The sequence below is a fragment of the Metabacillus rhizolycopersici genome (assembly GCF_020075705.1).
Map to the genome: position 1 here is coordinate 71,020 of NZ_JAIQUM010000009.1, position 13,912 is coordinate 84,931.

Sequence of the window (13,912 nt, forward strand, 5' to 3'; positions counted from 1 at the left end):
TCGAATTGTTCAATTAAAAAATGCTCAGCCGCTAAAGCCACAACTGCAATCAACAAGTAAAAAATAGAGCTTTACACTAACAGTAATGGAAAGCTTATGATCGATAAATAACTGAACCAGAAACAGAGGCCTGTAGCAGCGAAATGACAGAAGCAACTGATAGAATTAGCAAAGGGAGAGAATAATTAATGTTACGTTCACTATACTCTGGAATAAGTGGTATGAAAAACTTTCAAACGAAGTTAGATGTAATTGGGAATAACATTGCCAATGTAAATACTTATGGATTTAAAAAATCACGTGTAACTTTTTCGGATTTAGTTAGCCAACAGATCGCAGGTGCAGCAGGGGCAACGCAAACAACTGCTGGTACGAACCCACAACAAATTGGACTTGGATCACAAATTAGCTCAATTGATACAATTCACTCTTCAGGTGCAACACAAACTACTTCTAGAACACTAGATTTAGCATTATCTGGGGATGGGTTCTTTCCAGTTGGAACATTAACGGATTTAAGTAGAATTAATATTGACCAAGGAAATCAAATCGGTAACAACTTAATTATTGGTGTAATTGATGGCGCTGTTGACTTAAATTACACTAGAGCAGGAAATTTATATATGGATGATAAAGGTTACCTAGTAACAGCTGATGGGATGTATGTGATTGGTGAGGCTGGTGAAAAGACGGTTCCTTCAACACAAGCGATTCAAAAATCACAAAATGCACTGAATTCGATTGGTAATTTCAGTACACCTTATGGAAATATGATGACAGGCTTAGAGGACATTTCAAAAGAAGCCAATGAATTACTCAACGCATACCAAGAATATAATGACGCACAAACGAACTATCTCAAAAATGAATCACCTGCACAAGGTACACTATACAATTCGATGGTTAGCTCATATGGTGCATTAACAACGATTCTTAATCAATTTACTCCTGCAGTAACGAATTTTTCGAACCTTGCAAATAATTTTAGGAACAGTATAACTACACTAAACGGAGGAGTTACACAATTTAATGGCAGTCAACCATTTGGAACAATCGTTAGAGAGTTTACAACAACTGTTTCTCCAATTGTAGGTCCTTTTACTGCTCCAGGACAGGGGACTGCAGTTCCTGATACAACTTTATCAACTATGAATACAGTCATCTCTAACTTAAATAGTTACATGATCGACTTGGAAAAAATCGGACAGTCTGTTGTGAATTTTGAAGGACTAGCAGAAGACCTGCAAAAACCACAATTCTCAAATAAATTAAGCGGAGAAGCAGGGTTAATTCAAATCCCATTAGATGCTCAAAGCTTTAGTATCGGATCAGATGGTACAGTAACTTTTGTAAATGCTAAAGGTGAATTGAACGTTGCTGGACAAGTTCGAATCGCGACTTTTTCCAATGCAAGCGGTTTGGAGAAAGTTGGAGGCAATTCATTTAGACAATCTGCAAACTCTGGATTGATTGATAAAAACAACAATGGCATTCAACTTGATGAATTATCTGTTGCAGGAGAAGATGGAGTTGCTTCAATCGTTGCCGGTGCATTAGAAATGTCGAATGTGGACTTATCAGAAGAGTTCACAGAAATGATCGTAGCTCAACGTGCATTCCAATCAAATACAAAAATCATAACAACATCTGATGAAATTCTTCAAGAGCTCATGGGCTTAAAACGTTAATAAGGGGGAAGGGGGCTGGCTTTATATTTTCAATTCGTTTAGTCAGTCTCTCAATATATGATTCAATTAACAAGGTTAAATGGAAAAACATTTTCACTAAATGCATTATTTATTGAAGTCATTGAATCATTTCCTGATACAACGATTACTTTAACAAATGGACATAAATACGTTGTGAAGGAGACAGAACAAGAGGTTTGTAAAAAAATAGCTTCTTTTTATAGAGAGATAAATGTTCTGTCGTTAAGAAAGGGCTCGGAGGTTTTGGACGATGAATAAAAAGCTTTTAAGTATTATGCTTGTCATTATCGTTTCAATAACATTAATTGGTGTAACAGCACTCGTTGTCGTTATGAAATTTTTAGGAAACGAAGGGGATAATTCTGAACCCACTATTGAAGAAGTAGTAGCAGCATCTGTTGATATTCCAGAGATAACGACTAATTTATCTAGTGGAAATATTGTACGCTTGTCTTTTAAGGTTGAAACAGATTCGAAGAAAGCAAAGGAAGAATTACAGCAACGAGAGTTTCAAATTCGAGATATTATCATTTCAGAATTGGCAAATATGAGTGCTGATCAGCTTGATGGTAAAGAAGGAATGGACAAACTGAAAGAAACAGTAAAAACGAAAACCAATGAACTAATGCATGGAGGCAAGGTCAATAAGGTTTATACCACTTCCTATATCCTTCAATAGTTAAAGATGTATTAGCGTCAAGATTAAAATGAACAGAAAATTGAGCACTGCTACAAGTTCAACACGATGTTATCTCGCAAAACAGATCCGTTTGCCTACTTAGTCAAATGGATTTAATAGAAAACGGGTTCCGTCCCTTACCTTTAGGAGGTGAAAACTTTGGCAGGTGATATATTATCACAAAGTGAAATTGACGCCTTACTCTCTGCGATTTCAACAGGTGAGATGGATGCAGATGAGTTAAAGAAGGAAGAGTCGAGAAAAAAAGTAAAGGTGTACGATTTTAAAAGGGCTCTGCGTTTCTCAAAGGATCAGGTCCGTAGCCTGACCCGTATCCATGATAACTTTGCTAGGTTATTAACGACATATTTTTCAGCACAATTAAGGACATATATCCAAATAATGGTTGGTTCAGTTGATCAATTACCATATGAAGAATTTATTCGTTCAATTCCGAAAATGACGGTATTAAATGTTTTTGAGGTTCAACCGCTTCAAGGAAGAATACTAATGGAAGTTAGTCCTAATATAGCATACGCTATGATGGATCGGATTATGGGGGGAATTGGTGCCAGTGTTAACAAAATTGATACCCTGACCGAAATTGAAACGAAAATTATTTCGAATATTTTTGAAAAATCACTTGAAAATTACCAAGAAGCATGGGAATCAATCATTGAAATAGAGCCAATAATGGAAGAATTTGAAGTGAATCCACAATTTTTACAGATGGTGTCACCAAATGAAACCGTCGTTGTTATTTCATTAAACGTTCAAGTAGGCGAAGTAAGTGGAATGATCAATTTATGTATACCACATGTTGTTCTAGAACCGATTATCCCTAGATTATCTGCTCATTATTGGATGCAGTCTGATCGGAAGGAACCTAAGTCAATCGAAATTGAAGCTCTAAAATCACAGATTCAACTTGCTGATTTAACTGTTTCTGCAGAACTAGGATCGTCAGAATTATCAATTCAAGATTTTCTCCAACTACATCCTGGAGATGTCATTCAATTGGATAGTTCCATAGATAAACCATTGGTGGTTAAAATAGGCGATAAGCCAAAGTTTATTGGGCAACCAGGGAAATTGAACAAAAAAATAGCGGTTCAAATTATTGACCACTTATCGAGAGGTGACGAAGATCGTGAGTAATGGAATGTTATCACAAGATGAAATCGATGCCCTATTAAAAGGAACAAGCGTTGATAAAGAAACTCCTGCAGAAACGAAAGTGGAATACGTACTTAAGAATGAAGATTACTTCAATGCAATGGAAGAGGATGCAATCGGAGAAATTGGTAACATTTCATTCGGAAATTCTGCGACTGCATTATCAACACTGCTACAACAGAAAGTTGAAATTACGACACCAAGTGTCTCAGTTATCCAAAAGAGTAAGTTAGGTGATGAATTTCAACAGCCATATGTCGCGATAGAAGTAAATTATACAGCTGGCTTTTCTGGTAGCAATTTACTTGTTATTAAGCAAAGTGATGCAGCGATCATTGCTGATTTAATGATTGGTGGTGACGGGACGAATCCTGATGAAATGCTTGGTGACATTCAAATTAGTGCTGTCCAGGAAGCAATGAATCAGATGATGGGATCTGCGGCAACATCGATGTCTACAATTTTTAATAAAAAAGTTGATATTTCACCACCAAGAGTCGAATTGCTGGAGGCTTATGCGACTGAAGGAACAAATTCAATCGCTGACGAAGATTTACTGGCAAAAGTCTCATTTAGACTCAAAATTGGCAGACTTATAGATTCAAATATTATGCAATTATTACCATTATTATTTGCGAAGGATTTAATCAACGAGTTAATGAATCCAACACAAGAAGTTGTAGCTGAACCAAGCAGTGTGGTCCAACAATCAGATCCAGTTATGAAAGACACATACGCTCAGACAAATGATCATCAACCAGAGACCGATCATGTTCAGCAGCAACACTATATGGAGCAGCCTGGACAACAGATGTACACAGCACCACAACCAACGAAACAGCAGCCGACCGTTGATGTCAAACCAGCAGAGTTTACTACATTTGAACAAGCTTCCTATCAACAACAAGAGATGCAAAATCTTGATATGTTACTCGATATACCTCTACAGGTAACAGTTGAATTAGGAAGAACAAAACGTTCTGTTAAAGAGATTCTTGAATTATCATCTGGTTCAATTATTGAACTTGATAAACTAGCTGGTGAACCAGTAGATATTTTAGTGAATAGCAAAATTGTCGCTAAAGGTGAAGTCGTAGTAATTGATGAAAATTTTGGTGTGCGTGTAACGGATATCGTCAGTCAAAAGGAACGCTTAAATAAATTAAAATAATGAATTGAATTAGGAGTGGGAAAATTATGGCACAAAGAATTATGATCGTTGATGATGCAGCATTTATGAGAATGATGATTAAAGATATATTAACGAAAAATGGATATGAGATTGTTGCAGAAGCAGCAGATGGGGCACAAGCAGTTGAAAAATATAAAGAGCACCAACCAGACCTTGTAACAATGGATATTACAATGCCTGAAATGGATGGAATTGCAGCATTAAAAGAAATAAAGCAAATCAATCCAAACGCAAAAGTAATTATGTGCTCAGCGATGGGGCAACAAGCGATGGTTATTGATGCAATTCAAGCAGGTGCAAAAGATTTTATCGTTAAGCCATTCCAAGCAGACCGTGTTTTAGAGGCAGTTGGCAAAATACTAAGCAACTAAAGGTGGAGTGAAATTGCTTCATAGAAATTACTTCATATTGATGTTAGTCGCGCTTATAACCTTTTCTCCGCAAGCCATGATAAAGATATTTGCGGAGGATGCAATTGATGAGAGTGAATATGGAAATTTAAATAAAGAGCAATCAGAAAAATCGAAAGATGGTAATCCGATTTCAAATGTTCAAGATGAAGAATTAGAACCAAAAGCAGAAAATGATTCACTATCTGTTACAGCATTTGATTTTATTAAAATGTTCATTGCTTTAGCATTTGTGCTTATGTTGATTTACGTTCTATTAAAGTTCGTCACAAAGCGGAACCAATTGTTTCAGCAAGGAAAGTCTATTGTCAATCTAGGCGGTACAAGTTTAGGCCAGAATAAATCAATTCAACTAATTAAAGTAGGGAACAGGGTATTAGTAGTAGGTGTTGGAGAATCGATTTCATTACTGAAAGAAATTGAGAGCGAGCAAGAGAGAAAGAAATTCATTGAAGAATTTGAGTGGAAGCAAGAACAAGTTATGGTATCGAAAAATTTTTTACATACGTTAACAATGTTTGTTAATCAAAGCAAAAAGTTAAACAGGGTAACGAAGGATACACAATCATCATTTTCAACAACCTTCAAGGACCAATTGGAAAAGGTAAAGAAAGAGCGGACAAAACAGTTTGAGGAAGTTAAAAGAAAGGGTTTAAACAAGAATGAATGAATTTATGGAGTTCTTTAATAATAGTGATGCCGGTACTGTTAGTACATCTGTAAAGCTATTACTATTATTAACTGTTCTTTCAATTGCCCCGAGTATTTTAATTTTAATGACCTGTTTTACTCGTATTATTATTGTTCTTTCGTTTGTACGGACTTCACTAGCAACACAATCGATGCCACCTAACCAAGTATTGATTGGGATTGCGATGTTTTTAACCTTTTTTATTATGGCACCGACTTTTTCAGAGGTGAATGATCAAGCGCTAACACCATTATTTAATGAAGAAATTAACTTAGAGGAAGCATATGACCGCGCAGCTCTTCCATTTAAGGAGTTTATGAGCAAACATACGAGGCAAAAGGATCTAGCTCTCTTCCTCAATTATGCTGGTATTGAAAGTCCTAATTCAATCGAAGATATCCCACTAACGGCTTTAGTACCTGCCTTTGCAATTAGTGAAATTAAGACTGCCTTTCAAATTGGGTTTATGATTTTTATTCCATTTTTAGTTATTGATATGGTCGTTGCTAGTGTTCTCATGTCGATGGGAATGATGATGCTTCCACCAGTGATGATTTCACTACCATTTAAGATCCTCTTATTTGTATTAGTAGATGGTTGGCATTTAATTATAAAATCTTTGCTACAAAGCTTTTAGAATGGGTGAGATCGAATGAGTTCAGAGTTTGTTATTTCATTAGCCGAGAAAGCAGTTTATACAACGTTAATCATTTGTGGACCATTACTATTAGTTGCACTTGTGATTGGTTTAGTCGTTAGTATTTTTCAAGCGACAACGCAAATTCAAGAACAAACGCTTGCGTTTATTCCAAAAATCGTCGGTGTGCTATTATGTTTAATTCTTTTCGGTCCATGGATGTTAACAACACTAGTTTCCTATGCGCAAGATATCTTCGGTAATTTAAATAGGTTCGTGGGGTAAAGATGGTCACTGTTATTGAAAATTACCCAGCATTCCTGCTAGTTTTTATGAGAATAACAGCATTTTTTGTTACGTTGCCGTTGTTTTCTTATCGAAATATTCCCAATATGTATAAAATTAGCTTTTCATTTTTGTTAGCTTGGATCATGTTCATTGCGATCGAGCCGCCACCAATTGAAATTGATGGCGAGTATTTTATGTTAATACTAAAAGAGGCGCTTTTTGGATTACTAACTGGTTTTACAGCTTATTTTATTATTGCTGCTGTGCAAATAGCAGGTAGCTTTATTGACTTTCAAATGGGGTTTGCAATCGCAAATGTAATTGATCCGCAAACCGGTGCACAAAGTCCGCTAATAGGACAATTTCTTTATACTTTTGCTTTGCTGTTAATGGTTAGTGTGAATGCACATCATTTATTATTAGACGGTGTGTTTTATAGCTATCAGTTTGTTCCAATTGATCAACTTTATTTGCCATTAGGGAAAGACAATGTAATTGAATTCATAGTCAGATCATTTAATTCAATGTTTTTGATTGCTTTTCAAATGTCAATTCCTGTTGTTGGATCATTATTTTTAGTTGACATTGCACTCGGAATTGTAGCGAGGACTGTACCTCAATTAAATATTTTCGTCGTTGGGTTACCTTTAAAAATTGGAGTTAGTTTTATATTGCTCATTGTCGTGATGGCAGCATTATTTGTTTCAATGCAGCAGCTATTTGATACGATGGCAATTACAATGCGAGGTCTCATGGAATTATTTGGAGTGATGGGCAATGAACCTTCTTAAATTGGATTTACAGTTTTTTTCAGGAGAAAAAACAGAAAAAGCGACGCCACGTAAAAAACTTGATGCAAGAAAGAAAGGTCAGGTTGCTAAAAGTGCAGATGTTAACACTGCACTCTCACTCCTAACTGTGTTTTTATCGTTTTTATTCATTGGGGCATTTATGAGAGACCGAATTATTCTTATGATAAGAGGGACTTTTCAAGATTATTTACTTCTCGATTTAACCGATCAAAACGTGCATGAATTTTTTTTAACAATGGCTTTACAAGCAGGAATGATTCTTGCACCAATTATGGGCATTGCGTTAGTTGCGGGTGTATTAGCAAACTATCTTCAAGTAGGGTTCCTGTTTTCAACTGAAGCGATTCAAATGAAATTTAATAAATTGGATCCAATCAAAGGCTTCAAAAGAATTTATTCAATGCGTGCAATTGTGGAGTTATTAAAATCACTCTTAAAAATCTCTTTTGTTGGTTTTGTAACGTTTGCTGTCATTTGGTTTGATATGGAAAATATTTTGCGCTTATCGTACATGACTGTTGAACAATCTCTACTTTATATTGCTTCATTAACAGTTAGAATGGGGTTATTTGCGTCTGTTGCACTTTTGTTTTTATCCTTATTAGATTATCTATACCAGCGCTTTGATTATGAAAAGAATCTTAAAATGTCAAAGCAAGACATAAAGGATGAATATAAAAAATCTGAAGGTGATCCACTGATAAAGTCGAAAATTAAGCAAAAGCAGCGTGAGATGGCAATGAGAAGAATGATGGAGGATGTACCTTCCGCAGATGTTGTCATTACAAATCCAACTCATTATGCGATTGCTTTAAAATATGATGAATCAAAAATGGATGCTCCATTTGTTGTTGCGATGGGTGTTGACCTTGTTGCACAAAAAATAAAAGAAATTGCGAAAGAGAATGACATCATGATGGTTGAAAACAGACCTCTTGCCAGGGCGCTTTATGATCAAGTAGATATAGGTCAAGCTGTACCGGAGGAGTTCTTCCAGGCTGTTGCAGAAATTATTGCTTATGTTTACCAAGCAAAGTCGATGGTAAACAACCAGACCATATTTTAAAAACACCAAGCACTAAAAAGATTTGATTGGTTTTAAGGAGAGAAAAATCCATGAAGGCAAGAGATTTAACTGTATTACTAAGTGTTATTTTAATTGTTGCTATGCTAATCATCCCATTTCCAGGGTGGTTATTAAGCTTTTTAATTATCATCAATATTTCTCTTGCGCTATTAGTTATCCTTACGTCAATGAATATGAATGAACCGTTACAATTTTCGATTTTTCCTTCATTAATCTTACTTCTAACCTTGTTTCGCCTCGGTTTAAATGTATCAACGACGCGAGCAATTTTATCAGAAGGTGATGCAGGTAAGGTTGTCGAAACATTTGGTACGTTTGTAACCGGTGGAAACATCCTTGTCGGGTTCGTTGTCTTTATCATTCTCATTATTATCCAATTTATTGTCATAACGAAAGGTTCTGAACGTGTATCTGAAGTTGCCGCACGTTTTACGTTGGATGCCATGCCAGGTAAGCAAATGAGTATTGATGCTGATTTGAATGCAGGAATGATCTCAGAACAACAGGCTCGGGAGCGCCGGGAAAAAGTTGCAAATGAAGCAGATTTTTATGGTGCAATGGATGGTGCGAGTAAATTTGTTAAAGGTGATGCGATTGCCGGAGTCATCATGGTGATCATAAACATGCTCGTTGGTATCATTATTGGCATGATGCAAAATGGGATGGCAATTGGTGAAGCAGCCTCTCACTATACAATGTTAACTGTCGGAGATGGGATTGTTAGTCAAATCCCTGCTTTATTAATCTCAACAGCGACAGGAATCGTAGTCACGAGAGCAGCATCTGAAGGTAACTTGGGATCGGATATTACCAAACAATTATTTGCCTATCCGAAAATGCTTTATGTAGCTGCCGGTACGATTTTTGCATTAGGATTGTTTACACCGATTGGTATTTTGATACCATTACCGATTGCTGGTTTACTCGCTTTTGCTGGCTATAGCATCTCTAAAACGAAAGATCAACCCATTTCTGATGAGGAAGAGATCGAGCAGGAAATTGAGATGGATGAAATGAAAAGTCCAGAGAGTGTCATAAACCTGTTAACGATTGATCCGATTGAATTTGAATTTGGCTATGGTTTAATCCCGCTTGCAGATACGAACCAAGGTGGCGACCTTCTCGATAGGGTTATCATGATTAGAAGACAATTAGCAATTGAATTTGGCATTGTCATCCCTGTGGTCAGAATAAGGGATAATATTCAGTTAGAACCAAATGAGTACCGTCTGAAAATAAAGGGAAATGAAGTAGCCAAGGGTTTAATCCTTCTTGATCATTACTTAGCTATGGCTCCGGGAATAGAGGATGATTCTATTGAAGGGATTGACACAGTAGAGCCCTCTTTTGGTCTACCGGCTAAATGGATCACAGAAGAAATGAAAGACACAGCTGAAATGTATGGTTATACAGTTGTTGATCCGCCTTCTGTTGTATCAACGCATATAACGGAAGTCATTAAACAACATGCACATGAGCTTCTTGGAAGACAAGAGACTAAACAATTAGTTGACCACTTAAAAGAATCGTATTCAATATTAGTGGAGGAAGTAACACCAACTCCACTTAGCATAGGTGATATTCAAAAAGTACTTGCAAAGCTTTTACGAGAAAAGGTTTCAATTCGAAATTTGCCAATTATCTTTGAAACATTAGCCGATTTTGGGAAAATGACGTCTGATGCGGAGTTACTTGGTGAATATGTGAGACAAGCTTTGGCTAAACAAATAACGACACAATATGTAGACCAAGATCAAATGCTAAAAGTTGTAACCTTGTCGGGGAAAATTGAAAAAATCATTGCTGATGGCGTACAACAAACAGAACATGGTAACTACTTATCATTAAGTCCTGACGTATCTCAATCAATCATTGAGGCAATTGCGAAAGAAATAGAAAACCTATCGTTACAACAGCAAACTCCAATATTACTATGTTCACCTGCAGTAAGAATGTATGTTAGACAGCTAACAAATCGCTATTTTCCTCAGGTGCCAATATTATCCTATAACGAATTAGAAGCAAATGTTGAAGTACAGAGTATTGGGGTGGTGAATGTAGAATGAAGGTAAAAAAATATATCGCACCCTCTATGCAAGAGGCGATGAAAAAAATCCGTTCTGAAATGGGGAACGAAGCAGTTATTTTGAATTCAAAGGCGATTCAGTCAGGCGGATTCTTAGGACTTTTTGCTAAAAAGAAGATAGAAGTTATCGCTGCTTTGGATCAAGAACTAGATGTACCGGTCCATTCAAAAGGGAAAGAAGAACAGCCCTTTTTCCAAGAAAAGCTGGTTTACCCGATAACTTCCAATGGAGGATTAAATTCAAAAGAACAGATTCAATCGCCCATTAGTGAAGAGAATAATCTACATTTAGCCGAACAAATAAAAGAATTGAAAGATATGCTTCAATCCATAGCTACGAATGATAAAAGTGAACTTTATCCCGAGCCATTAAAAGCAATCTTACAGAAAATGACGAAGCAAGAGATCAATCCTTCCCTTAAAGGACAAATTATGGCGGAGCTTTTAGCCTATTGGTATCAAATGAATGGAAATTTGACAAATAATCAATTACAAGAAAAAGAAAAAGAATTATTTGCTCAGAAACTAAAGAATATTTCCTTTGGTGGGATTTCCCACCAAAGGAAATATATTAACGTTGTTGGTCCCACTGGTGTTGGTAAAACAACGACGCTTGCAAAGCTTGCCGCAGAATGTGTATTACAAAAAAATAAAAAAGTAGCATTCATTACGACCGACACTTTTAGAATTGCTGCGATTGATCAATTAAAGACTTACGCGAAAATTTTAGATGTACCGATTGAAGTTTGTTATAGCCTTGACGATTTTAAGGAAGCTAAAAAGAAACTTGATGGATATGATTTTATCTTTATTGATACGGCTGGGAGAAACTTTTTAGAATCACAATATGTGAAAGACCTACAATCAATTATTGATTTTAACGAAGAGATGGAAACCTTTCTTGTACTTGCTGCAACCGCTAAAACGGCAGACATGTTAGCGATTTATGAACGGTTTTCAATCATTCCGATTAAGAGACTCATTATTACAAAACTCGATGAAACTTCAACAAGAGGTTCTTTATTTGAAGTGATGATGAAAACGAACAAAGGTATTGCCTATACAACTCATGGTCAAAATGTCCCTGATGATATCGAAGTAACAACAAAAGATCGCATAATCGAACAGATATTAAGATAGTGGTGATATGGTGAATGATCAAGCAGAACGTTTAAGAGAGCGAATAAAAGCTTTGAGAACCCAAGCAAAATCCATCGCAATAATGAGTGGAAAAGGTGGGGTAGGTAAGTCAAATTTTTCATTAAATTTCTCGCTTGCCTTAAAAAAGCTCAATAAAAGAGTTCTCTTATTCGATTTAGATATTGGGATGGGAAATATTGATATTCTAATTGGAGAAAGTTCGCGGTATTCGATCGTTGACTTTTTTGAAAACCAACAATCATTAACAGATATTATTACAACGGGTCCTTGTGGTCTCGATTACATTTCAGGTGGCACTGGTTTAGGGACAATTTTTAGTCTTAATGAAGAGAAATTTCAACGATTCATTGATGAGCTTGGCCTCCTGTTTAAAGCATATGATTTTGTTATTTTTGATATGGGTGCAGGCATTTCAGAAGATAGCCTACGTTTTTTACTCTCAGTGGATGAAATCATTATTATTACAACACCAGAGCCCACATCGATGACAGATGCTTATTCTGCGATAAAAAGTATTTGTGTAAATCATGAAACGATGCAATTTTTAATCGTAGTAAATCGTGCGTTTCATCATGATGTAGGTCATTCAACGTTTGATAGGTTATCGACAACGATGACTCAGTTTTTGAAACGGAACCCTACGTTATTAGGAATTATCCCAGATGATTCAACAATTATGAAAGCTGTAATCAATCAAAATCCCTTTTTATTATATCAGCCTAATTCTCAAGCTAGTAAAGCGATCGTTAGGATATCTAAGGAGTATGTAAATAGGCAAGAATTAAATAACTTTGTTCAAGAACCAACACCTTTTATATTGAAATTAAAGCATTTCTTCATGAAAGGCAGGTAAGATAGATGGGGAAAATAGGTGTACTAGTAGTCGATGATTCAGCCTTCATGAGAAAATTAATATCAGATTTTCTTAATCAAGAAGAAGGGATTGAAGTCGTTGGAACGGCTAGAAATGGACAAGATGCTATAAAAAAGGTCCAATTATTAAAGCCAGATGTTGTCACGATGGATATAGAAATGCCAGTAATGAATGGACTTGAAGCATTACAAGTGATAATGGAGCAATTCCCAAGACCGGTTATCATGTTGTCTAGTGCGACGAAAGAAAGCGCTAAAAATACAATAAAATCGTTACAATATGGTGCAGTCGATTTCATTGCTAAACCGTCAGGCGCCATTTCTATGGATTTACACAAAATAAAAGCCGAAATTATCGAAAAAGTTACCCTTGCAAAGTTTGCAAACGTTCGTAAATTGTCAAATGAAGTGAATAGAGAAAAGAATCCCGTTGAAAAGTTGGAATGCAGTAAAATAGATTTAAAAAAAGACAAAAGTCCTGGATTTAGCGACAACATCCATCAAAATAAAAAAATTGTTTGTATCGGAACCTCAACTGGAGGACCTCGAGCCTTACAACAAGTACTGACAAAATTACCAGCACCGATTGACGCACCGATTTTTATTGTCCAGCATATGCCACCAGGCTTTACAAAATCGTTAGCCAAACGTTTAAATTCTGTTTCAATGATTACTGTAAAAGAAGCGGAAAATAATGAATTGGCCCAGAATGGAGTTGCTTATATTGCACCTGGAGGCTTCCATTTAAAAATCGAAAAATCTGGAACTTCATTAAAGATTAACATTGATCAATCAGCAGTAAGAAATGGGCATCGACCTTCAGTAGATGTGTTGTTTGAGTCAATCAGTGAACTCCAGGGGTATCTAAAAATTGCTGTCATTATGACAGGAATGGGAGCTGATGGAACAGAAGGATTGAAGTCACTAAAATTAACAGGCACTGTCAAAGCCATTTCCGAATCAGAGCAAACTGCTATTGTATTCGGCATGCCAAAATCAGCAATAAACACACAACTTATCGATAGAGTTGAAGATGTAGAAGATATAGGCGATACAATTATGAAGTATGTAAGAAATCCCCTTTATTGAGGTAAGACAATTCGAGTAAGGG

15 protein-coding genes are annotated in these 13,912 nt (G+C 36.1%); all 15 read left to right on the forward strand.

Annotated features, from left to right (window positions below):
* Window positions 1–188: 188 nt before the first annotated feature.
* On the forward strand, window positions 189–1,688 hold the full coding sequence (locus K9V48_RS06370; RefSeq protein ID WP_224137877.1) for a flagellar hook-basal body complex protein: 1,500 nt from the start codon (window positions 189–191) through the stop codon (window positions 1,686–1,688).
* Between the two features lie 57 nt (window positions 1,689–1,745).
* On the forward strand, window positions 1,746–1,967 hold the full coding sequence (locus tag K9V48_RS06375) for a flagellar FlbD family protein (RefSeq protein ID WP_224137878.1): 222 nt from the start codon (window positions 1,746–1,748) through the stop codon (window positions 1,965–1,967).
* On the forward strand, window positions 1,960–2,388 hold the full coding sequence (gene fliL, locus K9V48_RS06380; protein WP_224137879.1) for a flagellar basal body-associated protein FliL: 429 nt from the start codon (window positions 1,960–1,962) through the stop codon (window positions 2,386–2,388). Before K9V48_RS06375 ends, fliL begins: the two co-directional genes overlap by 8 nt.
* Before the next feature lie 159 nt (window positions 2,389–2,547).
* The gene (gene fliM, locus K9V48_RS06385) at window positions 2,548–3,546 is read left to right on the forward strand and encodes a flagellar motor switch protein FliM (RefSeq protein WP_224137880.1); all 999 of its coding nucleotides are present in this window, start codon (window positions 2,548–2,550) and stop codon (window positions 3,544–3,546) included.
* The gene (gene fliY / locus K9V48_RS06390; RefSeq protein ID WP_438803870.1) at window positions 3,539–4,735 is read left to right on the forward strand and encodes a flagellar motor switch phosphatase FliY; all 1,197 of its coding nucleotides are present in this window, start codon (window positions 3,539–3,541) and stop codon (window positions 4,733–4,735) included. Before fliM ends, fliY begins: the two co-directional genes overlap by 8 nt.
* Before the next feature lie 26 nt (window positions 4,736–4,761).
* Window positions 4,762–5,127 carry a response regulator gene (locus K9V48_RS06395; protein ID WP_224137881.1) on the forward strand — a complete coding sequence of 122 codons (366 nt, stop codon included), beginning with the start codon at window positions 4,762–4,764 and terminating at the stop codon, window positions 5,125–5,127.
* 13 nt (window positions 5,128–5,140) lie between these two features.
* Window positions 5,141–5,836: a flagellar biosynthetic protein FliO gene (locus K9V48_RS06400; RefSeq protein WP_224137882.1), complete on the forward strand. Its 696-nt coding sequence runs from the start codon at window positions 5,141–5,143 to the stop codon at window positions 5,834–5,836.
* Window positions 5,829–6,494, forward strand: coding sequence for a flagellar type III secretion system pore protein FliP (gene fliP, locus K9V48_RS06405; protein WP_111614972.1), 666 nt, complete (start codon window positions 5,829–5,831; stop codon window positions 6,492–6,494). The genes K9V48_RS06400 and fliP overlap by 8 nt, the downstream gene beginning before the upstream one ends.
* Window positions 6,495–6,509: 15 nt before the next feature.
* Window positions 6,510–6,779 (forward strand): flagellar biosynthesis protein FliQ, encoded by a 270-nt coding sequence (fliQ, locus tag K9V48_RS06410; protein ID WP_111614971.1) that lies wholly within the window; start codon window positions 6,510–6,512, stop codon window positions 6,777–6,779.
* Between the two features lie 2 nt (window positions 6,780–6,781).
* Window positions 6,782–7,573: a flagellar biosynthetic protein FliR gene (gene fliR / locus K9V48_RS06415; RefSeq protein WP_224137883.1), complete on the forward strand. Its 792-nt coding sequence runs from the start codon at window positions 6,782–6,784 to the stop codon at window positions 7,571–7,573.
* Window positions 7,560–8,660 carry a flagellar biosynthesis protein FlhB gene (gene flhB / locus K9V48_RS06420; RefSeq protein WP_224137884.1) on the forward strand — a complete coding sequence of 367 codons (1,101 nt, stop codon included), beginning with the start codon at window positions 7,560–7,562 and terminating at the stop codon, window positions 8,658–8,660. The genes fliR and flhB overlap by 14 nt, the downstream gene beginning before the upstream one ends.
* A 50-nt stretch (window positions 8,661–8,710) precedes the next feature.
* A complete protein-coding gene (gene flhA, locus K9V48_RS06425) occupies window positions 8,711–10,747 on the forward strand; it encodes a flagellar biosynthesis protein FlhA (RefSeq protein ID WP_224137885.1) in 2,037 nt (678 codons plus the stop codon).
* Entirely contained in the window at window positions 10,744–11,907 is a 1,164-nt protein-coding gene (flhF, locus tag K9V48_RS06430; RefSeq protein ID WP_224137886.1) for a flagellar biosynthesis GTPase FlhF, read from the forward strand. The genes flhA and flhF overlap by 4 nt, the downstream gene beginning before the upstream one ends.
* Before the next feature lie 10 nt (window positions 11,908–11,917).
* On the forward strand, window positions 11,918–12,781 hold the full coding sequence (locus tag K9V48_RS06435; RefSeq protein ID WP_224137887.1) for a MinD/ParA family protein: 864 nt from the start codon (window positions 11,918–11,920) through the stop codon (window positions 12,779–12,781).
* Between the two features lie 5 nt (window positions 12,782–12,786).
* The gene (locus K9V48_RS06440; RefSeq protein WP_224137888.1) at window positions 12,787–13,890 is read left to right on the forward strand and encodes a protein-glutamate methylesterase/protein-glutamine glutaminase; all 1,104 of its coding nucleotides are present in this window, start codon (window positions 12,787–12,789) and stop codon (window positions 13,888–13,890) included.
* The last annotated feature ends 22 nt before the right edge of the window (window positions 13,891–13,912 follow it).

Coding starts and splice junctions, on each gene's coding strand:
- K9V48_RS06370 (WP_224137877.1), top strand. CDS start 189: ATGTTACGTTCACTATACTCTGGAATAAGTGGTATGAAAAACTTTCAA.
- K9V48_RS06375 (WP_224137878.1), top strand. CDS start 1,746: ATGATTCAATTAACAAGGTTAAATGGAAAAACATTTTCACTAAATGCA.
- flhF (WP_224137886.1), top strand. CDS start 10,744: ATGAAGGTAAAAAAATATATCGCACCCTCTATGCAAGAGGCGATGAAA.
- fliP (WP_111614972.1), top strand. CDS start 5,829: ATGAATGAATTTATGGAGTTCTTTAATAATAGTGATGCCGGTACTGTT.
- fliL (WP_224137879.1), top strand. CDS start 1,960: ATGAATAAAAAGCTTTTAAGTATTATGCTTGTCATTATCGTTTCAATA.
- fliQ (WP_111614971.1), top strand. CDS start 6,510: ATGAGTTCAGAGTTTGTTATTTCATTAGCCGAGAAAGCAGTTTATACA.
- flhB (WP_224137884.1), top strand. CDS start 7,560: ATGAACCTTCTTAAATTGGATTTACAGTTTTTTTCAGGAGAAAAAACA.
- flhA (WP_224137885.1), top strand. CDS start 8,711: ATGAAGGCAAGAGATTTAACTGTATTACTAAGTGTTATTTTAATTGTT.
- K9V48_RS06440 (WP_224137888.1), top strand. CDS start 12,787: ATGGGGAAAATAGGTGTACTAGTAGTCGATGATTCAGCCTTCATGAGA.
- K9V48_RS06395 (WP_224137881.1), top strand. CDS start 4,762: ATGGCACAAAGAATTATGATCGTTGATGATGCAGCATTTATGAGAATG.
- fliR (WP_224137883.1), top strand. CDS start 6,782: ATGGTCACTGTTATTGAAAATTACCCAGCATTCCTGCTAGTTTTTATG.